Here is a 26,095-nt window from a genome sequence, read left to right as displayed (position 1 = left end):
TTTGATGTTCCTGAGGGGATTCATGGCGTACGGGGCGTGTAACGATGCGTTAGCTTGACCGTCATCTCGCGGATTTCCTCCTCGGTCGGCAGGAGTAAGCGGCTGGCCGCTGCGGCCATTCCCGCAGCCGTCTGAAGGCTCCGGACCACTCCCTTTACGGAGGCGGCGAACGTGTCGGCTGCGCCCGGCCCGATGCCGGTCAGCTCCTCCAGCGAAGCCATGGTGCCGGGCTCAACGGACGGGTAATCCCCGTCCTTGGCTCCGGCCGCAGCCTGGTCGTAGAACGACTTGACCAGCTGCCCGCGCTCTTGCCCCGATCCTTCGGCAATCACAAAGGCCTGAATCACGTAGGCATGGGCCTGGCGCCGCTGCGCAATGCCGCAGAACTTGCGCCCGCCGATGCTCAGGTCATAGTCGCCCGGGCAGTAGGCCCCGGCGATTTCCCCCTTGTCCACCGGGAGGCCAGTTGCGGCAAGCGCCTGCCGGATCAGGGCATACATCCGCTCGAAATCCCGGTGGAAGTGGAGATCTCCCGCGCCCCGCTTCGGCAGAATGAGCGAAACGTTGACCACGCCCGGATCGAGCGGAACGGCGGCGCCGCCCGAATTGCGGATGGCCGTACGGTACCCGAGCGATTCCAGCCAAGCCCGCGCCCGCTCCGCTCCGGGCAGCCGGCTGTCCCTCAGCCCGATGATAAAGGAGCGCGGATGCCGCCAAATATGGCATAAGGGCGGGCCGCCTTCGCCCGTGCGCCGGCACAGCAGCTCGTCCATCGCGAATGGATACAGGGCGTCCACGTCCTCCAGGTTTGCCGTCCGGTCCAAAATGAGCATCTGCCCCGCTATTTCCGTAACATCTTCAAACATGCGTACCGCTTCCTTTTCCTCATGTGATACCGGGATACCGGATATTCAATATTTCATACCGTCCCATATGGAATCTTCCTGATCCTGATTATGACATAAGCGGTGCAGCCTGGCTACTGCATGAACTTTGCCTTCCTGGCAGGACAGGCTGCCCGGAAATGTCAAAAATCGGACAAAAAGGAGGTATACACCTTAACCCCGTATACCATATAATGGATACAAACCGGACGGTCGGTTTTTAAAATCATAAGGAGCCTTCTGATCATGAAAAAGCGTAAATACGAAGCCGAACAGACCAAACAGACCATTGTCGAGGGAGCTAAGGCACTGTTTGCCGCCAAAGGGTATGCCGCAACGTCCATGATGGATATTTGCGAAGCTACGGGCTGCAGCAAAGGGAGCATCTACCACCATTTTCAGAGCAAAGAGGATTTGTTTCTCTACTTGGCGGAGCAGGCGTTTACGAATTCCTGGCAAACTTGGCACGAGCAGTCTGAGGGGGAGCGTTCCGCGACGGATCAGCTCTACGCATACGCCGACTATTTTGTCGACACGCTCCAGAAGCCGCTCAACAAGGCGGGCGAGGAATTTATGATCCGGGTGGGTGCCGAGTCGGAAGCCGGGCGGCGGTTTATGGCGATCATCCAGAACTACATGAAGGGATTTGAGGATCTGGTCCAGGCCGGACTGGACAGCGGGGAATGGAGAGGGGAGAGCGTGCAAGAGCTGTCCTTTATGATTCTCAGTTATTATTCCGGACTCAGCGACAGCTACCACCTGATGGACAAGGCAGCCATGAAAGAGCTGTTCCGCAAAGCCACCACGTTATTGCTCGATGGGATTCGCAAGTAATCATTCCTAGGGAGAGATGGCTTATGGAAACAAAGCGGTTCGCAGGTACAGACCCTTCGGGGAACATCAAATTTTCGGTGATTATTCCAGCCAGAAACGAAGAGGGCTATATCGGGCGCTGCCTTGATTCGCTGGCGGCTGCTGCAGAGCCTTATCCGGGGCAGGTGGAGGTCATCGTCGTCTTGAACCGGTGCACCGACCGCACCGAGGAAGTTGCGTCGTCATACGGCGCCGTCATTTTAAAGGACGACAGCAAGAATCTCTCGCAGATCCGCAATGCTGGCATTCAGGCGGCAAGGGGCGAGATCATCGTGACGATCGACGCCGACAGCTGGGTGACGGGCAACATGCTGACGGAGATCGACCGGCTGCTGGCGACGGGACGGTTTATCGGCGGCGGGGTGCGGAGCCAGTTTGAACGGGTATCGCTCGGCATTATCGTTTCCGGACTGCTGCTGATCGTGCCTCTCCTTTTCAAATACGGACTGGTCACCGTTGGGTTGTTCTGGGGGTACAAGAAGGACTTTGAAGCGATCGGCGGCTTTAACGAAAATATGCTGATGGCGGAAGATGCCGAATTTGCCAAGCGGCTGAAGCAATGGGGCAAGCGGCAGGGAAAGAAGTACGGCACCGTCACCAAGGCTACCATGACGACTTCCTGCCGGAAGTTCGATGCATACGGCGATTGGGGCGTCGTCAAGAACCCGAGAATTATATGGGCGTACCTGAAGGGAACGGACCGCAAGCACGCGGACGAAACGTACTACGAAATCCAGCGGTAGGCTTGCTTTCGGATCATCAGGCGATTTTTATCATAAATATATATTTCTGGGGCATACTAAGCGAACACCGATGGACTGAGGTTAATTACGGGAGGGTTCGCGATGTATTTCGGAAAAAAAGTGGTCGAGGAAATTCCCGAGGCCGATACTTTAATCTGGTCATGCGTAAACGAAGAATGCAACGGCTGGATGAGAGACAACTTTGCTTTTGAAACGGAGCCGGTTTGCGTCCAGTGCAGCTCTCCAATGACAAGCAGCATGAAGATGCTGCCGCTGGTCGTCAACGACCATCCGACGAAAATGCTGAAGAAAGGGACGCTCATTTAGGGGAGCGACGTTCTGTCAGTTCAAAGCGCTGTATGAAGAGGTCCTGCGGGGACCTCTTCTTTGCTTTGGATGCATGTTCTGGACCTGGGCCTATGGGCGCGGCCCCTAGTCGAAAATGCCCCCTATGAAGAATGATACATATAGGGGATTGGGATTATTTTCATGCGTTTAACCAGATATGTCATTTCCTTTTACATCGGCATTACATTCCCTTCTTAATATCTAGACTGCAAGCCGATTGAAATCGATGAGCGAAGGAGAGGGAATGAATGAGACGGAGGAAACTAGGTAAGAAGAGGGGCGTGGCTTTGATTTCACTGGCATCTTTGCTGCTCGGCGCAGGGAGCGTATATGCGGCGGTAGGGAACCCCTTTGATAAAGATCTGGTCGGACGGCAGGCGAACGGTTCAGTATTGACACCGGTCAATCAATACGTCACGCCGGCAGGCCAGCAAGTGGAGTTCGGGGGGAATCCGATTTCGGTGAAGGTGCGTCCGGACGGAAAAACGGCAGCGGCCATTATCGGAAGAAGCGATTACGGTGGCAACGGCATCAACGTCGTGGATTTGGAAACGGGAGCATTGATCAAAAATAATATCCCGTTAAGCCTTTCGCATATGTGGGGCCTGGCTTATTCCACCGACGGCAGCCGCCTGTATGCCACAGGCTCGTCCGGGACGACGGGCAAAGTCGTCGTCATGTCGGTTGCCGAAGACGGTACACCGTCGATCCTGCAAACGGTAAGCCTTCCTTTGGCAGCCGTAGGCGGCAACATTAACCCTCAGGATATTGCGCTGGGGCCGGACGGGAAGACCCTCCTCGTGGCGCTTAGCCGTGATAACAGCCTGGGTGTCATCGACTTGGAGTCGGGTCAACTCACCGATCGAATCCCCGTAGGCAACGCACCGACCAGCGTCGTGGTCAGCGGCAATACGGCTTATGTAACGAACACCGGCGGAAGAGCCGCGGAGCCCGGCGACCTCACGGTTGACTCTTCCGGGACGCCTATCGTTGCGGAGCAAACGGGAAGCTCGGCCAGCGGTACCGTTTCCGTGGTGGACCTGTCCGGGAAAACGGTCAGCACAACGGTAGAAGTCGGTCTGCAGCCTGCGCGGATGGATGTCTCGGGTTCATATGTTTTTGTTGCCAACACGAACAGCGACACCGTGTCGGTCATCGATACCAAAACGAACCGCGTCGCGCAGACGATCGACGTCGAGCCTTACCCTAATGCACCCAAAGGATCGGCGCCCAATGCGGTAAAGATCATTAACGAGAACCAGCTTGTGGTCAGTCTCGGCCGCAACAACGCGCTGGCTGTCTATGACTGGAACGGACCGTCCAAGGAACCAAGCCTTCGTGGACTGGTACCGACCGCGTGGTTCCCGGTGGATATCGCAACGGACCCAGCCCATAATCGGCTGCTCGTAGCTAACGCCGACGGGGTCGGCTCCCTCGGGCCGGAGCGCAACTTAAAGATACAGGGTATCAGCGTAACGGGACACTCTTCTTATGCCCAGCAAGGGTCGCTGTCCATCATCCCGGCTTCCTTCGCGAACAAAGAGCTTGTCCAATGGACGGATGACGTTTATGCCAACAACAATTGGTTTGAAATTGCCGGGCGCAATGCCAAGCCGCGCAACAACAAGAAGCCGGTGGCCATGCCCGAGCGGATTGGCGAGCCTTCGCCGATCAAGCATATTTTCTACATCATCAAAGAAAACCGAACCTATGACCAGGTCCACGGGGATATGGGCAAAGGCAACTCGGACCCCGCTTTAACCCAATTCGGAAAAGACGTAACCCCCAACTTCCACAAAATCGCCAATACCTTCCCCCTTCTCGATAACTTCTACGTATCCGGCATTCAGTCGGCTAGCGGACACCAGTGGGTCATGCAGGCAACCAATACCGATTATGAAGACAAGGAAACGGACGTAGGCAACGTGCGGAGCTATCCGGGGGGCGCGGGAGATTCCCTGGCTTACGCATCGACCGGACACCTGTGGGACAATGCCTTGAAGCACGGGGCATCCGTCGTCAACTTTGGGGAAGACACCACGACATTCAGCGGCCCTCAGGAATTCGGTACTTGGACGGATTGGTATAACGATTACTTGATTCTGTCAGGGCAAAAACAGGGAGAGCTTCATGTGCCGATCGGGGATTACACGGCAAAAACCGATATTCCGTCGCTTGATCCAATCACATATAAGCCGTTCCCGACGTTCGATTCGGGCATTCCGGATCAATACCGGTTCGAAATTTTCAAACAAAAGTTTGAGGACTATGTGAAGAACGACGACCTGCCGCAAATTGTGCAAATGTGGGTCATGAACGACCATACGGCAGGAACATCCACGGGCTTCCCGACTCCGCAGGCCCAAGTGGCCGACAATGATCTGGCCGTCGGGAAGATCGTCGATTTGATCTCCCACAGCCCGTATTGGAAAGACTCTTTGATCCTGGTGACCGAGGATGACGCACAGAACGGGGTGGATCATGTGGACGGCCACCGTGCACCAGCTTACGTCATCAGCCCGTGGGTCAAGAAAGGCGTGACCGACAGCCATTATTGGACCGTGATTAACATGGTCCGGAGCATCGAGCAAATTTTGGGCCTGCCGCCTATGAATCAGAATGATGCGGCAGCTGTTCCCATGAGCGAGCTCTTCACCGACAAGCCGGACTTCACGCCGTATGAGTTCGTGCCGAACCAGATTCCGCTCGATACGTTAAACGGCCAGCCTGGATCCAATGCAGCGGCGCTGGCCAATACGGCGGAGGTGACGACCGATGTGAAGGAAATCGAGAAAGCGTGGACGGCATGGTCGAATGAAAACAAGGTTCATTTCAGTGGAGAGAAAGCTTCCCCGGACGAAACGAACGCCAACATGCTGAACCATGTGACGTGGTATGCAACCAAAGGGTTTGACACGCCTTATCCGGGCGAGGACAAGGTCCTTACGCCTGCCGAGGTCGCAAGCCAGCCGGACAGCAAAGCGGTCCAATAAGGGGTTTACCCTCAGCAGATACGCGTAAAACCAAAGATGCGGCATATTCCCCCATCGTTCCTTTTCCAGGAACATGGGGGATGCCTGCATTCGTTTATCCCACAAGGAGCTGAGTAATGTGAACAGACTCATCGAGGCAGCGATGAAACGAACTGCGCTGATTCTGATCCTGCTGGCCATCATCTTGGTCTGGGGGGGAATATCCGCTTACCGTATGCATCGGGACTATCTCCCGCCGATCAATAATCCCACCCTCATGATTACGGTTCATGCCCCAAGTTTCCTGGCCGAGGAAATCAGGAACAACGTGTCGAAGCCGATCGAGCAAGCGGTCCGCGGCGTGGAAGAGCTCCAATCGCTGGAGACGAACAGTTTTAACGGCGGACTCCTGATCAGTATGTATTTTCCCTTGAATTACACCATGGATCGAGCCGAGCGGGATGTAACCGATGCTTTGCGGGATGTAGCTTTGCCGTCAGGCGCGGGCGAGCCGACCGTCACCCGTGTCAGCACGAGCTCTTTTCCGATCATGAGGCTGACGGTGACAAGTCCATCGGGAAAAGTGGATGAAGATACGCTGAGAACGACCATTCAAGCCCAAATCGCCGATGAACTGCTGCATACACCGGGCGTAAGCGAAGTCCGGGCTACCGGCTCCGCGAGGAACGGCTATGTTCTATCGGTTCGGATGGAGGATCTGTCCAAGGCCGGATTAACGGTCGATAACGTCAAGCAGTCTCTGGCCGGGGTATCCTTTCCTTCGGTTCAAGGCAAGCTGACGGACAGCGTCATGTCCATCCCTCTTGAAGCCTCGGGCTGGAGTCCGGACCAGACGGATTGGATGGGCCTTAACGTCCGCGGAGCCGGCGGTCAGAGCGCGCCCCTCTCCTCGGTTGCGGCCCTGTCTCCATCGCTGGTTGATATGCAGACGATTTCCCGGACCGGAGGAGCTGCGAGCGTCGTCCTGGATATCCTCAAAAAACCGTCGGCCAACATTACGGAGGTATCGAAGGGCATTCGCGACCGTCTCTCAGGAATGACCGGCTACCTGCCGGAGGACGTGAAACTTTCCGTCATGTTTGACCAGGGAGCACAGGTCCATTCTTCCCTGAACAGGTTATTTCGGGAAGGGCTGTTAGGATGTTTTTTTTCCATGGTCAGCGTATTTCTATTTTTCCGCAGTGTCCGCTCCACGCTGCTCATTGCGCTGTCGCTGCCGATTTGCATTCTGGTGACCACGGGACTGCTCCATGTGATGGGATTCAGCCTCAATATTCTCACCGTTTCGGGACTGGTCGTGGCGATGGGGCGGGTGATCGATGACACGATCGTGATCCTCGACAATATCCACCGCAAGCAGAACCAAGCCAAATCTCTATCTTCCGGGCGGATATCCGAAGCGGCTAAGGAAATGCTGCCCGCCATCGTTTCGTCGACGGCAACGACCGTCGCGGTGTTTGTCCCCATCGCTTTGGTCGGCGGGATGATTGGCTCCGCATTTTCGGGGTTCGCATGGTCTGTGGTGATTGCGCTTCTGACCTCGCTGCTGGTAGCGGCAATGGTTGTCCCCGCTTTGTATTATGTATGGCAAAAAGACCGCATCAGCGCTTCCGCCGTCTCCTTTGACCCGGTTTCCCGGCGTATCCTGCAGTGGGCCTTTCCCCGAAAGGGGAGATTGTTGTCCGTCTTTGCGGTGCTACTGATAGGTGCCGTCGCCGGAGGGTTTCTGCTGCCGGTAAACTTTTTGCCAGCCAACTCCACAGGGCAAGTCGACGTCCAGCTGGAATTTCCCGAACGGACGACGTTGCCTCAGGTGGATGCTGCCGTCAAGCGTATGGAGCAAGTCCTTGCTTCGGATTCCGGAGTTTCCGCCTATTCATCGGTGCTGGGCTCCACTTTCACGCCTCAATTCGACGATGTGTTTGACGCGGGCGGAGGATGGATCCAGGGCGACAATATCGCCAATATTGCCGTGTCCGTGCAAAAGGGAGAGGATGTCGATGCAGTGACGGCGAGGCTGAAGGAACGGCTGACCGCCTTGTCGGGCAGTGCGGTGGTGACTGTCACGAACCAGAATATTTCCGGGGATGACTCCCAAGTAAAGATTGATTTAACCGGGGCCGACGGCGCCACGTTGGAGCAGGCCGCCGGAACGATCCGCAGCAGCCTGGAAGGGATGTCGGACTTGAGCGTTCTGGGAGCCGCCGACGATGAGGACGGCCTGGCGGGTTACCGGGTCGAGCTGGACCGGGCCAAGCTGGACCGCGCCGGCGTGAAGCCAGAGCAGGTGCTTGAAAGAGTCCGGAATTATTTGGCCGGAGGGACGCTGCTCGAGATGAACGCCGGAAGGCAGGATGCGGTTCCCCTTGAAATTCGGACCGAACTGCCGGCTGCCCGCAACGGCGCTTCCGTCATGGAGCTGCCGGAAACGGAGGTACTGGCCGTGCTTGGACGGGAAACGTTCCAGGGCGAGGACGGCAGGCTCGTGCCGCTGGAACAGCTGGCGACCTTGACGAGGGCTGCCGGGGCGACGGTCGTTCGGGAGCGGGACGGCGAGCCTTTCGCCGTGGTGACCGCGAATATTACGTCCAGGGATATCGAGCGGGTCGCCGGACAAGTCAAAAAGCGTCTGGGTGAGCTGACCATGCCCGCCGGCGTGCATTACTCGATGAACGGCATCACCGCTCAGGTCGGGCAGATGATAGGGGAAATGGCGATCGCTTTATCGGTATCCGTCGTGCTGATCCTCTTAATCCTGAGCATGGTCTTTAGGGGTTGGAGGGCTCCCTTGTGCGTGCTTGCCGGCATTCCCTTCGCTTTTATCGGCTCCATTGCCGGAATGGTCCTGGCCGGGGGAGAATGGGACCTGGCCACGCTCGTCGGCCTGCTGATGATTACCGGCATTGCCGCAACGAATGGAATCGTGCTGGTGGACCGGGTCGAGCGCCATCTGTCCGCAGGGATGGCCCCGAGCGAAGCGATCCTTCTCGGCACCTCCTCCAGGGTGCGCCCTGTATTGATGACGGCGGTTACGACCGTATTGACGCTGCTGCCTTTGTGCTTTTCGAACGGCAGCGATACGGTCATCTCGAAAATGCTCGGCATCGTCGTCGTTTGCGGAATGATCAGCTCCACCCTGATCAGCCTGCTGCTCATCCCGCTTTTGTATGATTGGGTGCTTGTTCGCCGCTTCAGTTCCGCGGCAGCAGACAGTGGCCCAAAAACGCTGTTGCGAACCTCGTGAGAACCTTCGGATACCTCTGAGCAGACTAGAGAATCTTCGGAGAAATCTCCCGAAGACCTTCTGAGAAACCCCCGAGGACCTTCTGACTATCTCCTAAGGAGCAATCAAGAGGGGGATAACGTTGTTTGCTGCACCTTGTTTCTTCAAAAAATTTCCATGTGCATGGTATGATAAGGGAAACGCTATGAAATGTCCATTAAAGTACAGGACAGTGGATTCATGGAAAAGAGGTGCAGCAGATGAGCAAATTATGGATTCGGGCAGGTGCGGTAACCGGTCTGGCCGCCGCCGCATGGAGCTTATCCATCGCCGCCTATTCCTCCGATACGCTTCAGGTCAAGCCAGTTCAGCCGCGGCTGGTTGTTAACGGGGAAGAGGCGAAAGGCGGAACCGGTCCGATGTTCTCTTACCGGGACTCGACGTATGTCCCGCTGCGAGACGTTTCCACGGCGATGGGGGCCACGGTCTCTTACGACAAGGAGTTCAATACGGTGCATGTGGATACGCCTGTCCCGGTGAACGGCAAGTCGCAGGTTCATGCCTCGAAGACGCTGGGGGATTTCAAGCTGTCCATTTATGCAGCCGAAACGGAGGTTCCTAACGGCGAGCCGATTCCGGTCTGGGCGCAGCTGGAGTATCTAGGGGACAAGGACGCGGTTGTTAATCAGGGCTTTAAGCCTTTCTACTTTAAGATTCTCAATGAGGCGGGGGAGGGAGGGGGCGCCCTTATCCCAGCGATCCTGATCCCCACTACATATTCGCCTGGCGATGTGTTTCTGGATCAGCTGGACTCATCCATCGATATCCCAAGCTATAACTTTACGATCTACCAGAGGGCCCACCCGAATGAGGAATTGCCCGCCCAGATGTTGAAGGACACCAGATGGAGCACCCTTCCTCCCGGGAAGTACACGATTAGTGCCGGGACTCGTTTTAGCCTGAAGTCCACGGGCGAGCGTTTCGAGGAATCCACCGAGATTCAGATCACCGTCAAGTAATCCAAAGCGAAACATAAAAACCGGCTCCTGATGATCAGGAGGCCGGTTTTTGCACATGGACAGGGTCTCGCGGAGCTGGATGGTAAAACTACACTTTAATGCGTCCCAGCGCCTTTTCCGCCGGCACGTAGTCATAGCCGAGGTCGCGGGCCACCGCCTCGTAGGTAATACTGCCGTTGACCACGTTCGCCCCGCTGCGGATGGCGCTGTTCGTCGTTAGCAGATGCTGCAGATCCTCGCCGGCGAGCTTCAGGGCGAACGGCATGGTGGCGTTCGTCAGCGCCAGGGTGGACGTCTGCGGCACCGCTCCCGGCATGTTCGCCACCGCGTAGTGCACGACGCCGTGCTTCACGTACGTCGGGTTATCGTGCGTCGTAATATGGTCGATCGTTTCGACGATGCCGCCCTGGTCGATCGCCACGTCCACGATGACCGAACCCGGCTTCATCGATTTGACCATATCCTCGGTGACGAGGCGCGGCGCCTTGGCGCCCGGGATCAGGACGGCGCAGATCAGGAGGTCCGCCTCCTGAACCGACTTGGCAATGTTCGACGGGCTGGACACCAACGTCTTGATCTGGCTGCCGAAAATGTCGTCCAGCTGGCGCAGACGCGGAATACTGAGATCGAGCAGGGAGACGTCGGCGCCGAGGCCCACGGCGATCTTCGCCGCGTTCATGCCGACCGTGCCGCCGCCGATGACCGTCACCTTGCCGCGCGATACGCCGGGAACGCCGGAGAGCAGGATGCCTTTGCCGCCATGCGGGCGCTCCAGCAGCTGGGCGCCGATCTGCGCGGCCATGCGTCCGGCCACCTCGCTCATCGGCGTGAGCAGCGGAAGGGTGCCGTTCACGTTCACGGTTTCATAGGCGATGGCGGTAACGCCGGACTGAACCAGCGCCTCGGCCAGTTTCGGCTCGGCGGCCAGGTGCAGGTACGTGAACAGGATCAGTCCTTTGCGGAAATATCCGTACTCGCTGGGAAGCGGCTCTTTGACTTTCATAATCATATCGGCCTGGGACCATACTTCCGATGCTTCCGTCAGAATGGTGGCTCCGGCCTGCTTGTATTCTTCATCGGGGAATCCGCTTTCCGCTCCGGCCTGATGCTCGATATAAACCGTGTGTCCGTGCTGAATCAATTCGAGGGCACCTGCCGGCGTGACGGCGACGCGATTTTCGTTGTTTTTAATTTCCTTGGGTACTCCGATTTTCATGACAGATCACCTCACCTCATAATATATTAAAAGTGTACAATCGAATCGGCGCGTATTCATCATACGTCTTGTCAATCCGTTTGCCGCAGCGGCAGGACATAATGTTCGGCTGGTGTTACCATAATTAACATAAGGGATGTGAATGCCGATGAGCAGCGGCTTCAACCTGCATATCCGGGAAGTGCTGGAGCGCCCGGTGTTCAAGCGGGCCCGGCTGATTGCCGGAGCGAACGGCCTGGACCGCGAGGTGGGCTGGGTGCATATTCTCGAAATCACGAACGTGGCCCCGTTCGTCACGAAGAATGACCTGATCCTCACCACCGGCCTTTGGCTCCATCATTACGAGCAGGAGCGCCTGTCCTACATGCAGCAGCTCATCCGCCAGCAGGCGGCGGGGCTGTGCGTGGAGCTGGGCACGAGCATTGAAGACATTCCGGAGGAGATCATCGAGCTGGCGGACCAGTGCGACTTTCCGCTGCTCGTGTTCGAGCAGCCTGTCCGCTTCGTTGAAATCACCCAGGATATTCACGGGCTGCTGATCAACCAGCAGCATCAGCTGCTGAAGGATCTGGAGGCTTTCTCCCGCCGGCTGCAGCAAATTACCCTGCAGAGTACGGATGTTCATGCCGTTCTCCATGTATTATATGAATACACGGGTTATCAAATTGTGTATCATTCGTCCGTGGAGACAAATAAATTTTGTCCTAAGCCGGCGACGGCGGAGGAGGCCGACGAGCTGACCTTCTTCTACCGCAAGCAGGTGGAGGGAAATGAAGCGGCCGCCCAGGAACCCAGCCGCTTCCCGATGCCGGGCGACCGGCTGCTGCTCTCGCAGCCCGTCATCTGCCTCGGCGAGACATTGGCGTACGTGGGGATGATCCTCCCGGGCCAGCAGCCGCTGGACCGGATCGTCCTGCTGCTGGATTACACGGCCAAATCGCTGGCCACGCTGCTGCTGCGGATGCTGTTCCTGGAGGAAAAGCATCTTCGGGATCAGAACCAGTTGATCCAGGATATTCTGTCCCATCAGCTGGAGGACGAGGAGGCGGCGCGTTCCCGGATGGGGGTAAGTCCGGCCAAACAGGGGGAGGCGCTCTTCATCGGCGGCATCGTCGAGCTGGAATATCCGGACAGCGCCCTGCGGCCCGACCGGGACCGGATCGAAGCCGAGGAGCAGGATCTCCTCGTCCGGCTGCGTGCTCTGCTGAAGAAGCATGGGCTGCACAACTTGCTGATGCAGAAGGGGCACCGCATTTACATTTTGTGCGCGAGGGAGCGTTCCGCTTCGGGAGATAACGCGGCGGCCCTGAAGCAGGCGGTGCGCCGTACCGTAGAGAGCCTGCGCCTGACGGGCGTGGGTCTGTCCCAGCCGTTCAGCCTGCACGCAGGCTTTGGCAGCATCCGCCCGCGGATGACCGACATGTACAAGGGCTTCAAGGAAGCGGAGCAGGTGATGGAGGTATCCCGCACGGTGGAGCTGATGCGCAGCAGCCTGTTCTACGAGCGAATCGGCGTCTACCAGCTGCTGAAGGCCATCCCGGACAAAGCGTTCCTCGAATCATTCGTCGAGGAGCAGCTTGGGGCGCTGATGGCTTACGACAAGGAGCATCATCTGCATTTGGTGCAGACGCTGGACGTCTATTTGCAGTACATGGGCTCGAAGAACGATACGGCCAAGGCGCTGTTCATTCACAGGCAGACCCTGTACAATCGGCTAGACAAACTGAATGAAATTCTCGTGGAGGACTTTTTGGAGCCGGAACGGCGCATTTGCCTGGAAATGGCGTTGTTAGCCTGTCCGCTCGTGTCCTGACCCTCCAAACCTGTTGATTTTTCAACTCAGAAAGGCAGTGCAGATAAAGGATGATGAAGTTGTGAAAAAAGTCGGACTGGTCATGAGAAAGATCCAATTTACCGAAAGACAGGGGCCGCGCGTCTTTGCGGACCGCCTGCAGGCCATCGGCCGTGAGCTGGGGGTGGATATCGTCTTTATATCTCCGGAGCGCCATGTGAGCGGGTATGACTGGGTGCCGGGATACGAGCATGAAAAGGGCGACTTGGTGAACTATGACATTGTGCTGGACCAGATCTATGCGAACGGCATCGAGCACGTGATCTATACGGTATCCGGATTTACCTATCTGAAAATGTTTCTGAAAAACAGCGTGCTCTTTCCGCACAGTTTTCCCGACCCGGCCCTGACGGGATACGACATGATGAAGCCTTTTTATCAAATGGTGGACAAGGCGATCGTGCAGACCGAGTTTTTGAAAGGCGAGCTTGCCCGCAATTTCGGGGTAACCGACGTGGATGTCATCCCGATCGGCTTCAGCGAGGACTTGGCGGAGCGGCACTTTGACCCGTCGCAGATCGTGAACAACCGCATTCTGTGGATCGGGCGGGACGAGGAGAACCGCCGGCCGGATCTCGTGCTGGAGTATGCCCGGCAAAATCCGGATAAGGAGGTATACATGGTCTTCGGGGGCGAACGCTACCGGGAGAGCATGAAGAAGTACGACATTCCGCTCAATGTCCGGCTGCAGTTTGCGCTGAGCCAGGATGACATTTTTAAGCTGATGAACACGGCTAAGGTGTACTGGAACTGTTCGAAATTCGATACGTTCGCCATGCCGCTGACCGAGGCGCTCGCCATGGGCAAAATCGTCGTAAAGCCAGAGCACCCGTGTTACGGTCATATCAGCGCGAGGCACTCGTTTTCAGGGAACGAGAAAAATTGGTTTGAGCTCGTCAATATGGCGGCGGCATCGCCGTCCTCGTATTCCTGGGACAACCGGAGCTATGCGTTTGAGAGCTTTTCCAGCCGCATCATGAAGGAAGGGTATCGCGAGTTTTTTGATAAGTGGCTTAGGGAATAAAACTGTTTTTGCCGGATATTGGTCGTGACAGATGACCGAAAAAGGAGTAATCTTCACTAGTGTATATGTCTTAAATTACATATCGGTGAACATGTAGCTTTACCTAAAATAAGCGTAAAAGGTGATGCAGCCATGTCCTTTTTCAACAAGTATGTCAAGAAATACTGGAAACTGTTTTGCGTAGCGGTATTGTTTCTGGCGGTTGAGTCGCTGTGCGACCTGCTGCAGCCAACCATGATGTCCAAGGTCATCGATGTCGGGGTGGCCCAGAGCCGGATGGATCAGGTCCTCCATTACGGAGGGCTCATGCTCTTGATCACCGCCGTCGGCGCGGTGTCGGCCACCGCCCGAAACATCATTTCAAGCCATGTATCCCAGCGGTTCGGGGCGGAAATGCGTTCGGATTTGTTCCGGAAAATCCAGTCCCTGTCGTTCGAGGACATGGATAAATTCGACCGGGCCTCGCTCATCACGCGGCTGACGAACGACGTCACCCAAGTGCAGAACTTCGTCAACGGGATGATGCGGTTTTTCGTCAAGGCGCCGCTGTTGTGCGTGGGCAGTCTCATCATGGCCATCCGCCTGGATTTGCATTTGTCGCTCGTACTGGCGGCGGTGGTGCCAATTGTGGCGGTCCTGATCGTGCTGAACATGAAGATCGGTTTTCCATTCTTTATTCGGGTGCAGCGGGCACTGGATAAAGTAAACGGCGTCATGCGCGAGTACTTGTCGGGCGTCAGGGTGGTCAAGGCGTTCAACCGCTTTGATTATGAAGTGGGAAAATTTGAAAACGCCAACACGGAACTGTCCAGCCGCTCGGTTTTGTCGATGAGAGTTATGTCCGTCTTCGGGCCGGGCATTTCGCTCTTCCTCAATTTCGGCATCATTGCCGTCCTCTGGATCGGCGGGTTACGGGTCGACAACGGGCAGATGCAGGTCGGAAGCATCATCGCTTTCATCAACTATATGACGCAAATGCTGTTCTCGCTGATGATGATCAGCAACGTCTTCAACATGTTCGTGCGTGCCAAGGCGTCCGCCGGCCGGGTCGGCGAGGTGTTTGCCGAAGGAAGCGGGCTGGATCACGGAGGCAATTCGGCGGCGAAACACGCTTCCCAGCGTGGACGCATCGACTTCGAGCATGTGAGCTTCTCCTATGCGGGCACCCAGGGCGACCCGGTCATCCGCGACTTTACGCTGACCTGCCTCCCTGGGGAGACGGTGGGCATTATTGGCTCGACCGGTTCAGGCAAAAGTACGCTGGTCAGCCTGATTCCGCGCTTTTACGATGCCAGCGAAGGGCGGATCAAAGTAGCCGGCACCGATGTGCGGGATATGGATCCGCATGCGCTGCGCGATATGATTGCCGTCGTTCCACAGAAGATCATGCTCTTCACCGGCACGGTGGAGGACAATTTGAAATGGGGCAAGGAAGACGCGGGCCCTGAGGAAATGGAGAAGGCGTGCCGGATCGCCGAGGCGCATGATTTCATCACGGCTTCGCCGGAAGGCTACGCCAGCCGGATCGGCCAAGGCGGGGTCAACTTCTCGGGCGGGCAGAAACAGCGCTTGTCCATTGCCAGGGCACTGGTGAAGAAGCCGGAAATTCTGATTCTCGACGACTGCACGAGCGCGGTGGACGTCGCGACCGAGGCGAGAATCAAGGAAGCGCTGCGGACATATGCCAGCGAGCTGACCTGCATTCTGATCGCCCAGCGGATCACGTCGGTCATGGATGCCGACCGGATCGTGGTGATGGACCGCGGGGAGATGGTCGGCACGGGCACACATGAAGAGCTGATGGAGACGTGCCGGGTCTACCAGGAAATTTACCAATCCCAGATGGGAAAGGAGATGCATCAGCATGCCGCAGAATGAAGCCGCACAAGGACAGCAGGCGCCGCCTCCGGGAGCACCGGGTCCTGCGGGACGCCCTGGCGGGATGATGAGGGGACCCGGAAACGGGGCCATGGGCCGGGGCAAGCCGGTCAAGCCCAAGAACTTCCGGAGAACGATGGGGCGCTTGTGGCGCTATTTCGGACGCGAGCGCAAGCTGCTCAGCCTGATCATGGTGTTTATCATCATCGATGCCGGCGTGACCCTGATCGGGCCGTTTCTGATCGGCAAATCGATCGACGCTATGTCCGCGAACCATGGACGCGTCGCTTTCGGGCTGCTTCAGTCGTTTATTATCGTGCTTGCCACTGCCTATATCACGGACGTCGTGCTTGTCTTCCTGCAGGGCTGGCTGATGGCCGGCGTATCGCAGCGAATCGTTGCGGGGCTGCGCCGCTCATTGTTTCAGAAGCTGCAAAAGCTTCCGGTCTCTTATTTTGACGCCCGTTCCCACGGGGAAGTAATGAGCCGGCTGACCAACGATATCGACAATGTGAGCCAGACGGTTTCCCAATCCACCACGCAGCTGATGGCCGGCGGCATCGCCATCATCGGCTCGCTGGTGATGATGATCGTGCTCAGCCCGATCCTGACCCTGGCGAGCCTCATAACCGTACCGATTCTGTATTTGCTGACGCGCACGGTCACCCGCAAAACATCGGTGTTGTTCAAGGAGCAGCAGGTTCAGCTCGGCATGCTGAACGGACATATCGAAGAGACGATTTCCGGCATGGAAGTCGTCAAGGCATTCAATCATGAGCATCAGGCGATCAACGAGTTTGAGGCGGTCAACGGCCGCTTGTTTGAAGTCGGGCTCAAAGCGCAGATTCGCTCCGGCTTCATGATGCCGCTCATGAACGTCATCAACAACATCGGCTTCGCCGCGGTCGCTCTTGTCGGCGGGATTCTCGCCGTCAAGAGCCTCATTACCGTCGGCGTGATCGCGAGCTTCCTGAGCTACTCCCGCCAGTTTGTTCGTCCGCTGAACGACCTGGCCAACATCTACAATCTGCTGCAATCCGGCGTGGCCGGTGCGGAGCGGGTGTTCGAGGTGCTGGACGAGAAGGAGGAGCCGGACGATTTGCCGGATGCGGTACGGCTCGATCGCACCAAAGGCCACGTCGTATTCGAGGACGTAAGCTTCGGATACCGGCCTGAGGTGTCGATCCTGAAGAAGGTCAGCTTCGAATCGAAGCCGGGAACCAGTACGGCCTTGGTGGGGCCGACAGGGGCGGGCAAGACGACGATCGTCAATTTGCTGACGCGGTTCTATGACGTGACCGGGGGTTCCATCCGAATCGACGGCGTCGATATCCGCCAGTATACCCGCGACAGCCTGCGCCGCACGTTCGGGATCGTGCTGCAGGACACGTACCTGTTCTCCGGCACGATCAAGGAAAACATCAAGTACGGCAAGCCTGACGCGACGGACGAGGAAATCCGCCAAGCCGCCGTGATGGCAAACGCCGACGTGTTCATCCGCCGCCTGCCGGACGGCTATGAGACGGAGCTGTCGGAGAACGGCGGCAATCTCAGCCAGGGTCAGCGTCAGCTGCTGGCCATCACCCGGGTCATCCTGGCGAAACCCTCGATCCTCATCCTCGATGAGGCGACGAGCAGCATCGACACCCGAACTGAGCTGCATATCCAGGATGCGCTGCTCCAAATCATGAAGGACCGGACGACCTTCATTATCGCGCACCGGCTTAACACGATCCGGGACGCTGACAACATCATGGTCATCGATCACGGCGAGATCGTGGAGCAGGGCAACCACGATGAATTGATCGGGCGCCAGGGCTTCTACGCCCGGATGTTCGAGAGCCAGTTCAAAAACCTGGAGAATGCCGGGGAATAGCTGTTGGTTAGCGATATGGAGAGAGGCGATGAAATAGCTGATCGGTTCGCGTACCACTGCTGGTTCACTATTATATTGGAATTGTCTACTGATAGAGAACAAATTGCAATTTTGTCTTTTAAAAGGTGGACAAAGGCACTATCACTTTGCTCCACCAATCGCTTCAGTATATAGGGTGTGTAATGGATATTGGCACTAGATATAGGGATATCCGCATCAAGCCGCCAGCAGGAGAATATATGTGTCGTGTCCACCTTTTGTAAGACAAAACGAGAGTATGTCCAATGGATAAGGACAAATGGTGTACATGAGGGTGGGGTGTTTGAGGGCCCGTTCAAACATCTTGGGAGTACCGTGGAGCAGTCGGATGATTTGAGATCTAGGGAGTACCGTGGAGCAGTTGGATGGTTTGAAACCTGGAGGGGATCCCCATGAAAAAAGCAGACAGTCTTACTCCAGGGAGGACCCCATATGAAAACACTTGCCACTCATCCCGAAAGGACCTCACATGAAAAATCAGCGGCTCACCACGGAAGGACCTTTCATGAAAATGCAGCCAGTTTCTCACCCGAAGAGAGTCCCGCATGAGAAAAGCAGCCAATCCCCAAAGGGAAGGCTGCTTTTGATCTGTTTAGCGCTTCTCGACGAGCTGCTTCACCGCAGACTCGGAGGAAGTCTCTTCTTCCTCAACGATTCCGCGCGTGGAGCTCCGGAACTCGCGGAGCGTGTCTCCGAAGGCTCTTCCGAGCTGCGGGAGCTTCGATGGCCCGAACAGGACGAGAGCGATGGCCAGAATGATGACCAGGCCGGATACGCCAATGTTGTTCAGCATAGCATGTACACCTCTTTTCTGGATTAACGTATCAATGGCCGGACGGTCTTGACTGGTGGCAGCTGTCGAATGGGCGAGACTGCAACTACCTGGCAGCTCGACGGATTGGACTGTTGCAGCCGCCGGACGACTGGACTGATGCGGCGCCAGATGGGCAGGGACTTCAACTTCCTGCCGCTAGGCAGATTGGACAAATGCAGTTGCCGGATGGGCAGGGAATGCAGCTTCCTAGCCGCTAGGCGGATAGGACGAATGCAGCTGCCGGATGGGCTTGACTGCAATTTTGTAGTTGCCAGATGGATTCGACGAGAAAACCACGGCTTCTTTAGCTGCCGGATGGACTGGACTGCATCTTCCGCCACTGGCGGACGGATACATATACGCTGATCTCGAACAGCAGGATGAGCGGAATGGTGACGGACAGGTGCGAGACGAAATCCGGCGGCGAAATGCAGGAGCCGAGGATCGCCAGTCCCAGGTACGCGTACTTACGCGTCTTTTTCAGCGTATCCGGCGTCAGGATTCCGATTCGGGTCAGGAAAAGGATGACCACTGGAAGCTCAAAGGCGATAGCCATCGGGATGACCAGATCGAACAGGAACCCAAAGTACCGGTCAATCCCGTACGTTTCGATTGCGCCGATCGTTTGGTTCATGCGCTTCATGAACTTCAGCATCATCGGAAACACGACGTAGTAGCTGAATGACAGTCCGGCCAGAAAAAGCATGAACGCGACCGGAATGAAGGGAAACGCGCTCTTGGCCTCGTGCTCGGTCAGCCCCGGCTTAACAAACGCCCACAGCTGATACAGCAGGACGGGAACCGTGAACATGAGTGCGAAGATGAGCGCACATTTCATGTAGATCAGGATTCCGTCCGTAAAGGAAAACACGTTCCAGGCGATCGGCTCCGCCAAAGGCTGCGACTTGAGGTAGAGCAGGATGCCAGGGGCGGCGTACAATCCGGCGGCAAACGTCACGATGAAGCAGATGCCGACGACGATCAGCCGCTTCCGCGCCTCGGCGACATGAACAATCCAGTTGTCTTGATCCATTTGATTCCCTCCGCTTTTCCTTGCCAACAGGCGGCGTTTTCGCTTAAACGAGAGATCCGCCCGATTTCAAATATTTCGCAATGCCTTCCGCGGCCCGGTAAGCGAGAGCGCCAACGGTGCCTGTCGGGTTATAACCGCTGTTATGCGGGAAGGCGGATGCGCCGACGACAAACACGTTTTCGGCATCCCACATCTGGAGATAGTTGTTGACGACCGAAGTCGAAGGGTCCGATCCCATAATCGCGCCGCCGGTGTTGTGCGTGGATTGATACGGCACGATATTGAACGGCCCCAGCTCTTTGGAAGAGCCGATGGACGAAGGCTTCATTTCCTTCATGATCGCTTCGGTTTTGCCAGCCATGAAGGAGATCATTTGCCGGTCCTGCTCCTCAAAATCGAACGTGATCCGAATCATCGGTTTGCCATAGGCGTCTTTGTAAGTCGGATCCAGATCGAGATAGTGGTGTTTCCACGGCATGCTCGAGCCTTGCGCCGACACGGTCAAGTAGTTATTCGCGTATTTCAGCGAAGTGGCTTTAAAGTCCTTGCCCCATGTAGGCGTCCCTTTTGGAACTGTATTGTTTGCGATAGGACGAAGCCCGGTTTGCGAAATCCGGATTCCTGCGCCATGGATGAAATTCAGATCGCTGTGGTCAAAGTTGTCGCCGTTGAAGTCGGGAATTTCCATACCAAGTGCGCCGGCCCCGGCAAACAGGTTGAACTGCTTGTCGTCATAAAATCCCGTCGCCGACCCGCCATTCGTTTGGTAAGCGTAGTTTTTGCCCACAACGCCCGTTCCCGTATTCGGTTCGTACGGCTTGCCGAGCTTGGACATCAGCAGCAGCCGGACGTTGTTGAACACGTAGCTCGCTAAGATGACGACGTCCGCCGGCTGCTCGTACTCCTGGCCGGTCAACGGGTTGACGTATTTCACGCCGGTGGCCTTTTTCCCGTCATGCAGAATATCCGTCACGTTGGCGTACTCGCGGAGCTCGAAATGCCCCGATTTCTGTGCGACCGGAAGGACGGTCACGACCGGATCGGCCTTGGCGCCGTATTCGCAGCCGAAGCGCTCGCAATACCCGCAGTACTGGCAAGGGGCGCGGGTAATGCCGTCCGGGTTCGTATACTGCTCGGACAGGTTGGCCGACGGCATCATATACGGATGGTAGCCAAGCTTTTTGGTCGCTTCCTCGAACAGATTGATCATCGGCGTTTTGATCATCGGCTTGGTCGGGAAGGGCTTAGAGCGTTTGCCGACCATCGCCGCCTGTTCCTGATCCCCGGAGATCCCTGCGACGGCCTCGAACTTGTAGAAGTAAGGCTCGAGTTCGTCGTATGTAATACCCCAGTCCTGTATGGTCATGCCATCCGGGATTTTTTTCTTTCCATAGCGCTCGATCGTTTTGCTCCGGATTTCGAAATCATACGGCAGAAACCGGTACGTTTGTCCGTTCCAGTGGATGCCCGCGCCTCCGAGACCTTCCCCGAGCAGGAAAGCGCCGTATTGGCGCATCGGCAGGGCCGTCATTTTCGACGTATTCCGGAAGGTGATCGTTTCCTTGGACAAATCCTGCATCAGTTCATATCGCTGGGCGTAGCGGAGCTCGTCATGGACCATGTAATAGTCCTCGGTGGAACGGGGCTTGCCGCGTTCCAGGCCGACGACCTTGATTCCCTGCTTGCTTAATTCGGCGGCAATGATCCCGCCGATCCATCCCATCCCGACGATCAATACCGGGACTTTCGGCAATTTCGTAGCCATGGATAACTCTCCTTCTCTGTCAGCATGTAGAAATTAATGGGTGGCCAAATGGTCATGCAGGCTGAGTGGATCCGTTTTGGCAAAAGCATCCTCGCCGACGATTTTGGCATAGGACATTTGGTTGCCCGGATAACTCCGCATCTTCCAGCCTTCCATGTTGACGTTGCCGCCATAGAGCGGATCCGCATATACGCCTTCGATTGTCATATTGCGAAGCAGATCGAAGAAGCTTTTGCCGGTAATGCCGTTAATCACTTCAATGTCGCCTTTTTCGAGCGAAGCCAGAATGGCGTCCTTTTCTTCGTCGGCGAGGTCGGTGAACCCCTTTTGGTGCTTTTTCTGGCTGGCGTTGTCAATGGCGGTGAGCCCGAGGAGGAAGACCTCGTTGCGGTTAATGCTTTGATAGTCGCCCTGCGTGGCTTCTCCTTTGACAAATGGCCCCATGCGGTATTCACGGGCGTTGAAGCCCCAATGACCCGCTAACTGATGGTCGATATAATAAGCGACACCCAGATCGTTTGCTCCAGGGCCGTTATCATCCTTCGGAAAAATGCGCTCCGTCGCTGCCTGGGTAATTTGCAGCTGGCGTTGGTTGAAGTACATGGTCGCATGGTTATAATCTGCAGCAGGCTGCTTTCCGGTTTGCGGCGATGTCGGCGCGTTCGTGGCCGGTTTCTTTTTGTTGAAGCCGCCGGTAATGGCCCCGCCGATGACGCCCCCGACGACCAGACCGCCGATCGCCGTCCCTGAATATTTCAGAAACTGGCGCCTGGACCCGCTTGGTGGTTGCTCTTTTTGTTGTTCTGCCATGGTTTCATTCCTCCTTGTCGGATATGTTCCCCTTGGCTGGGTATATTATGCACAGCGCAATTCCGGCCGGAAAAAAAGTTGAGTACATGAAAAACCTACGTACATGAAAAACCTATTTCTGGGGCATCGTAGCTGTATTGAGGCAAATTTGAAAAAGTTGAAGGGAGACGACCTCAATGAAAAAATCGATTATTTTCCTGAGCCTGCTGCTCGTTCTTTCCCTGTCCGCCTGCGGCAAGAGCAGCGACAATACCAACAACCAAGGCGCAGCCAATAACAATGCCGGAACGACCACCGGCCAAACCGGCGGCACCGCTGCAGCCGGCAATGGGGAAGCAACCTTTAAAGCCAACTGCGTCAGCTGCCACGGCAACAACCTCGAAGGCGCCGTCGGACCGAACCTGCAAAAGATCGGAGCCAAATACTCGGCGGACGAAATCGCCGGGATTGTGTCGAACGGCCGCGGTGGTATGCCGTCTTTCAAAGGCCAGCTGTCCGATGCTGACATTCAAGGCGTAGCCCAGTGGCTGGCCACTAAGAAATAGGCTCGGGTCCGGTCCAGTCATGAAAAAAGCAGCCTTTCCGTCAGGGGGCTGCTTTTTTACTTAGCCGGGAAACCGCGCTCCATTCGCCCACTTGTAGTGGGCTTCATGCTCAGTCGCTTGTTTACCCTTCGACAAAATCGGGTAAATTTAGATAAAATTCAACATCAAGAATTTCGATATGGGGGGTTTCGCATGAAAACGGGAAGAATCCTTCTGGCCTGCCTGCTGCTCGCGTCGATACTGACAGCCTGCGGGAATTACGGGGAGAACGCCGGGAAGGTCAAGCTGGAGTTTTTTCAAAACAAACCGGAGGCTAAGGGCTCCTTTGATAAGCTGGTGGCCAAGTTTAACGCTTCGCATCCCGGGATCCAAGTCACCCAGGTGAATCCGCCGGATGCCGAAACGGTCCTGAAGACACGGGTCGTCAAGAACGACATTCCAGACGTCATCGGCATGGGCGCAACCGACACGTATTCGATCCTGGCGCAGAGCGATATTTTCGCCGATCTGACCCAGAGCAAGCTGGTCGAGTCCATTGATCCGAACTACATACAAATGCTCAAGGACGTGACGGGGCTGAATAAAATCACCGGCATCCCCTACGCGACCAACGCCAACGGCATTATGTACAACAAGGACATCTTCAAGAAGCTGGGGCTGAGCGTTCCGAAAACATGGGATGAACTGATTGCGACCGCCCAGAAAGCCAAGGAGAGCGGCATCATCCCATTTTACTTTACATACAAGGACGACTGGCAGACGAACCTGCCGTTTAACGCGCTTGCGCCCAATCTGGTCGGCATCGACTTCTTCAAGCAGCGCCGTGAGAACCAGGTGACCTTTCAGGAGAAGTTCCGCGAGGTGGCGGAGAAGCAGCTGAAGCTGCTGGACTACGGCCACGGGGACAACTTCGGGAAGACGTACGCGGACGGCAACCGCGCGTTTGCCCGCGGGGAATCAGCCATGTACATCCAGGGAAGCTGGGCCATTCCGGAGATCCGGAAGTCGAATCCGAACGCGAATATCGGCTTCTTCCCGTTCCCGACGGGTAACGATCCGGACAAGAACAAGCTGATCTCCGGGGTGGATACGCTGCTGACCATCTCCGAGAGCACCAAGCATAAGCAAGAAGCGGAGGAATTCATCGCCTTTCTCCTCGAGCCGGACAACATCGGCCAGTACATCAAAGAGCAGACCGCGTTCTCGGCCGTCAAGGGCGTGACGCAGGACGACCCGGCGGTTGTCGAGCTGCAGCCTTATTTCAAGGCGGGCAGAGTCGTCGACTTTGCGGACCACTATATCCCGGCTGCCGTGCAGCTGAACTCGATCGTTCAGGGATTCCTGCAAAACCGGAACATCGATGCCTATCTGAAGACGCTGGATACCGAGTGGGACAAGGTTCAGAGCCGGAAATAACATCATGATCAAAAGAGGAGGATGAAGGGATGTCCAAGCGACTTACGGCGTTTTATTGGATGACCGTGCCGGCGGTCGTACTGTTCTTCGTATTTATGACACTGCCCGCACTGCAGGGCATTTACTATTCGTTCACGAACTGGAACGGGTTCGGCAAGCATTACGACTTTATCGGATTCCGCAACTATGCAAACCTCTTTACGGACAGCAATGTGGGGAACGCCTATCTGTTCACCTTCAAGTTCGCCATCGTCGTCACCATTCTGATCAATGTGCTCAGTCTGCTGATCGCTCTTGGCCTGAATGCGCGAATTAAGGCGCGCAACTTTTTCCGGGGCATTTACTTTCTGCCGAACATTCTGAGCGTGCTCATCGTCGGTTACATTTTCAACTACCTGTTCTCCAACGTCTTTACGATCTGGGGGCAGAACCTGGGCATCCATGCGTTCTCAACGAACATTCTGGGCAACGAAAACCTGGCTTGGATCGGGGTTGTGATCGTAGCGGTATGGCAGGGGATTGCGTTTAATACGATCCTGTATCTGGCGGGACTTCAGACGATCCCGACTTCGTTGTACGAAGCTTCGAATCTGGACGGGGCGAGCCGCTGGCAGGAATTCTGGAAAATCACCTTTCCGCTCATTTCCCCGTTCTTCACGATCAACATGGTGCTGGCGATGAAAAACTCGCTGATGGTCTTCGACCAGATCGTCGCCTTGACCAATGGCGGACCCGGCCGGGCAACGCAGTCCATTTCGCACCTGATCTATATCGGCGGGTTCCAGGGCGGCGAATTTGCTTACCAGTCCGCCAACTCCGTCATTTATTTTATCGTCATTGCGATCATCTCCATCCTGCAGCTTAAATTTCTTCAAGGAAGGGAGAGCGATATGTAATGAGGACGAAAACGAACTGGGTCGTCATGATCCTGATAGCCCTGGGGACGCTGCTGATTCTGTTCCCACTGTACATGACCTTGACCATTGCGCTGAAGAATCCCGAGGAAATGACGCGGTCGGTCTTCGCGATTCCAACGACGTTTCACTGGGAAAACTTTTCGAACGCGGTGAAAATGACCAACTTCTTCCGCGCACTCCGCAACAGCGCTGCCGTGACGATCTCAACGGTGGTGCTGACGCTGCTGACCAATTCGCTCGTGGCGTATGCCATCGCCCGGAACATGCACCGAAAGTTCTTCAAAGGGCTGTATTTCTACTTCATCAGCGCGATGTTCATTCCGTTTCCGATCATCATGCTGCCGATCGTCAAGCTGGCGTCGGCGCTGCATATGACCAATTTGGTGGGCCTGACGATTTTGCATACGGTCTATGCGCTGGCCTTTAACGTTTTCGTCTACGTCGGCTACATCCGCTCGATCCCGGCAGCACTCGAAGAGGCCGCCACGGTGGACGGGGCGACGACGTGGGGCACGTTCTGGCGGATCATCTTCCCGCTGATGGCGCCGATTAACGCCACCGTCGGCATCCTGATCTGCCTGTCGACCTACAACGACTTCCTGCTCCCGCTGATTATCATCAGCGACCAGTCGAGCTATACGCTGCCGCTCGTGCAGTACATTTTCCAGGGACAGTTCAATACGGACTACAACCTGGCCTTCGCTTCGTATCTGATGGCGATGCTGCCGATGATCATCATCTACCTGTTCGCGCAAAAATGGATCATCAACGGCGTGACACAGGGTGCCGTCAAATAAAGCGTACGTTTACAAGCCGCTCCCCGGGCA

The 26,095-nt window shown here is 56.2% G+C and carries 20 protein-coding genes; 14 read left to right on the top strand and 6 right to left on the bottom strand.

The window, feature by feature from the left end:
• Window positions 1-20: 20 nt before the first annotated feature.
• Complete coding sequence (locus CJP46_RS21160; protein ID WP_094597615.1) at window positions 21-866, bottom strand: lipoate--protein ligase family protein; 846 nt, start codon at window positions 864-866, stop codon at window positions 21-23.
• A 264-nt stretch (window positions 867-1,130) separates the two neighbouring features.
• Here CJP46_RS21160 and CJP46_RS21155 point away from each other — a divergent pair, with 264 nt between their 5' ends.
• The 6 genes from CJP46_RS21155 (at window position 1,131) to CJP46_RS21130 (ending at window position 10,083) form a co-directional block, all read left to right on the top strand.
• Window positions 1,131-1,718: a TetR/AcrR family transcriptional regulator gene (locus CJP46_RS21155; RefSeq protein WP_094597614.1), complete on the top strand. Its 588-nt coding sequence runs from the start codon at window positions 1,131-1,133 to the stop codon at window positions 1,716-1,718.
• Between the two features lie 23 nt (window positions 1,719-1,741).
• Complete coding sequence (locus CJP46_RS21150) at window positions 1,742-2,500, top strand: glycosyltransferase family 2 protein (RefSeq protein WP_094597613.1); 759 nt, start codon at window positions 1,742-1,744, stop codon at window positions 2,498-2,500.
• A gap of 102 nt (window positions 2,501-2,602) precedes the next feature.
• Window positions 2,603-2,827 carry a cold-shock protein gene (locus CJP46_RS21145; RefSeq protein WP_094597612.1) on the top strand — a complete coding sequence of 75 codons (225 nt, stop codon included), beginning with the start codon at window positions 2,603-2,605 and terminating at the stop codon, window positions 2,825-2,827.
• A 269-nt stretch (window positions 2,828-3,096) separates the two neighbouring features.
• On the top strand, window positions 3,097-5,841 hold the full coding sequence (locus CJP46_RS21140; protein WP_094597611.1) for a bifunctional YncE family protein/alkaline phosphatase family protein: 2,745 nt from the start codon (window positions 3,097-3,099) through the stop codon (window positions 5,839-5,841).
• Between the two features lie 118 nt (window positions 5,842-5,959).
• A complete protein-coding gene (locus CJP46_RS21135; protein ID WP_094597610.1) occupies window positions 5,960-9,085 on the top strand; it encodes an efflux RND transporter permease subunit in 3,126 nt (1,041 codons plus the stop codon).
• Window positions 9,086-9,324: 239 nt separating this feature from the next.
• Window positions 9,325-10,083 carry a stalk domain-containing protein gene (locus CJP46_RS21130; protein WP_094597609.1) on the top strand — a complete coding sequence of 253 codons (759 nt, stop codon included), beginning with the start codon at window positions 9,325-9,327 and terminating at the stop codon, window positions 10,081-10,083.
• An 88-nt stretch (window positions 10,084-10,171) separates the two neighbouring features.
• Here the strand turns inward: CJP46_RS21130 and ald are convergent, their stop codons facing one another.
• Window positions 10,172-11,299 (bottom strand): alanine dehydrogenase, encoded by a 1,128-nt coding sequence (gene ald / locus CJP46_RS21125; protein ID WP_094597608.1) that lies wholly within the window; start codon window positions 11,297-11,299, stop codon window positions 10,172-10,174.
• Window positions 11,300-11,447: 148 nt separating this feature from the next.
• Between ald and CJP46_RS21120 the strand changes: the two genes are divergently transcribed.
• The 4 genes from CJP46_RS21120 (at window position 11,448) to CJP46_RS21105 (ending at window position 17,929) form a co-directional block, all read left to right on the top strand.
• Window positions 11,448-13,112, top strand: a complete 1,665-nt coding sequence (locus CJP46_RS21120; RefSeq protein WP_094597607.1) for a PucR family transcriptional regulator — start codon at window positions 11,448-11,450, stop codon at window positions 13,110-13,112.
• A gap of 61 nt (window positions 13,113-13,173) precedes the next feature.
• Window positions 13,174-14,175 (top strand): glycosyltransferase, encoded by a 1,002-nt coding sequence (locus tag CJP46_RS21115; RefSeq protein ID WP_094597606.1) that lies wholly within the window; start codon window positions 13,174-13,176, stop codon window positions 14,173-14,175.
• A 132-nt stretch (window positions 14,176-14,307) separates the two neighbouring features.
• Window positions 14,308-16,053, top strand: coding sequence for an ABC transporter ATP-binding protein (locus CJP46_RS21110; RefSeq protein ID WP_094597605.1), 1,746 nt, complete (start codon window positions 14,308-14,310; stop codon window positions 16,051-16,053).
• Complete coding sequence (locus tag CJP46_RS21105) at window positions 16,040-17,929, top strand: ABC transporter ATP-binding protein (RefSeq protein ID WP_094597604.1); 1,890 nt, start codon at window positions 16,040-16,042, stop codon at window positions 17,927-17,929. The genes CJP46_RS21110 and CJP46_RS21105 overlap by 14 nt, the downstream gene beginning before the upstream one ends.
• Before the next feature lie 631 nt (window positions 17,930-18,560).
• Here the strand turns inward: CJP46_RS21105 and CJP46_RS21100 are convergent.
• The 4 genes from CJP46_RS21100 to CJP46_RS21085 form a co-directional block, all read right to left on the bottom strand.
• Window positions 18,561-18,761, bottom strand: coding sequence for a twin-arginine translocase TatA/TatE family subunit (locus CJP46_RS21100; RefSeq protein WP_094597603.1), 201 nt, complete (start codon window positions 18,759-18,761; stop codon window positions 18,561-18,563).
• Window positions 18,762-19,086: 325 nt separating this feature from the next.
• Complete coding sequence (gene tatC / locus CJP46_RS21095) at window positions 19,087-19,815, bottom strand: twin-arginine translocase subunit TatC (RefSeq protein WP_094597602.1); 729 nt, start codon at window positions 19,813-19,815, stop codon at window positions 19,087-19,089.
• A 43-nt stretch (window positions 19,816-19,858) separates the two neighbouring features.
• Window positions 19,859-21,580 carry a GMC family oxidoreductase gene (locus CJP46_RS21090; RefSeq protein WP_094597601.1) on the bottom strand — a complete coding sequence of 574 codons (1,722 nt, stop codon included), beginning with the start codon at window positions 21,578-21,580 and terminating at the stop codon, window positions 19,859-19,861.
• Window positions 21,581-21,613: 33 nt separating this feature from the next.
• Entirely contained in the window at window positions 21,614-22,390 is a 777-nt protein-coding gene (locus tag CJP46_RS21085) for a gluconate 2-dehydrogenase subunit 3 family protein (protein WP_094597600.1), read from the bottom strand.
• A 176-nt stretch (window positions 22,391-22,566) separates the two neighbouring features.
• Here CJP46_RS21085 and cccB point away from each other — a divergent pair, with 176 nt between their 5' ends.
• From cccB to CJP46_RS21065, 4 genes are all read left to right on the top strand, one after another.
• A complete protein-coding gene (gene cccB / locus CJP46_RS21080; RefSeq protein ID WP_094597599.1) occupies window positions 22,567-22,935 on the top strand; it encodes a cytochrome c551 in 369 nt (122 codons plus the stop codon).
• Between the two features lie 192 nt (window positions 22,936-23,127).
• Entirely contained in the window at window positions 23,128-24,351 is a 1,224-nt protein-coding gene (locus CJP46_RS21075) for an ABC transporter substrate-binding protein (RefSeq protein WP_094597598.1), read from the top strand.
• A 29-nt stretch (window positions 24,352-24,380) separates the two neighbouring features.
• Window positions 24,381-25,247 carry a carbohydrate ABC transporter permease gene (locus CJP46_RS21070; RefSeq protein WP_094597597.1) on the top strand — a complete coding sequence of 289 codons (867 nt, stop codon included), beginning with the start codon at window positions 24,381-24,383 and terminating at the stop codon, window positions 25,245-25,247.
• The gene (locus CJP46_RS21065; RefSeq protein ID WP_094597596.1) at window positions 25,247-26,065 is read left to right on the top strand and encodes a carbohydrate ABC transporter permease; all 819 of its coding nucleotides are present in this window, start codon (window positions 25,247-25,249) and stop codon (window positions 26,063-26,065) included. The genes CJP46_RS21070 and CJP46_RS21065 overlap by 1 nt, the downstream gene beginning before the upstream one ends.
• The last annotated feature ends 30 nt before the right edge of the window (window positions 26,066-26,095 follow it).

The organism is Paenibacillus sp. XY044 (assembly GCF_002257645.1).
GTDB lineage: Bacteria > Bacillota > Bacilli > Paenibacillales > Paenibacillaceae > Paenibacillus_AQ.
This window is presented reverse-complemented; position numbering and strand designations above follow the sequence as displayed.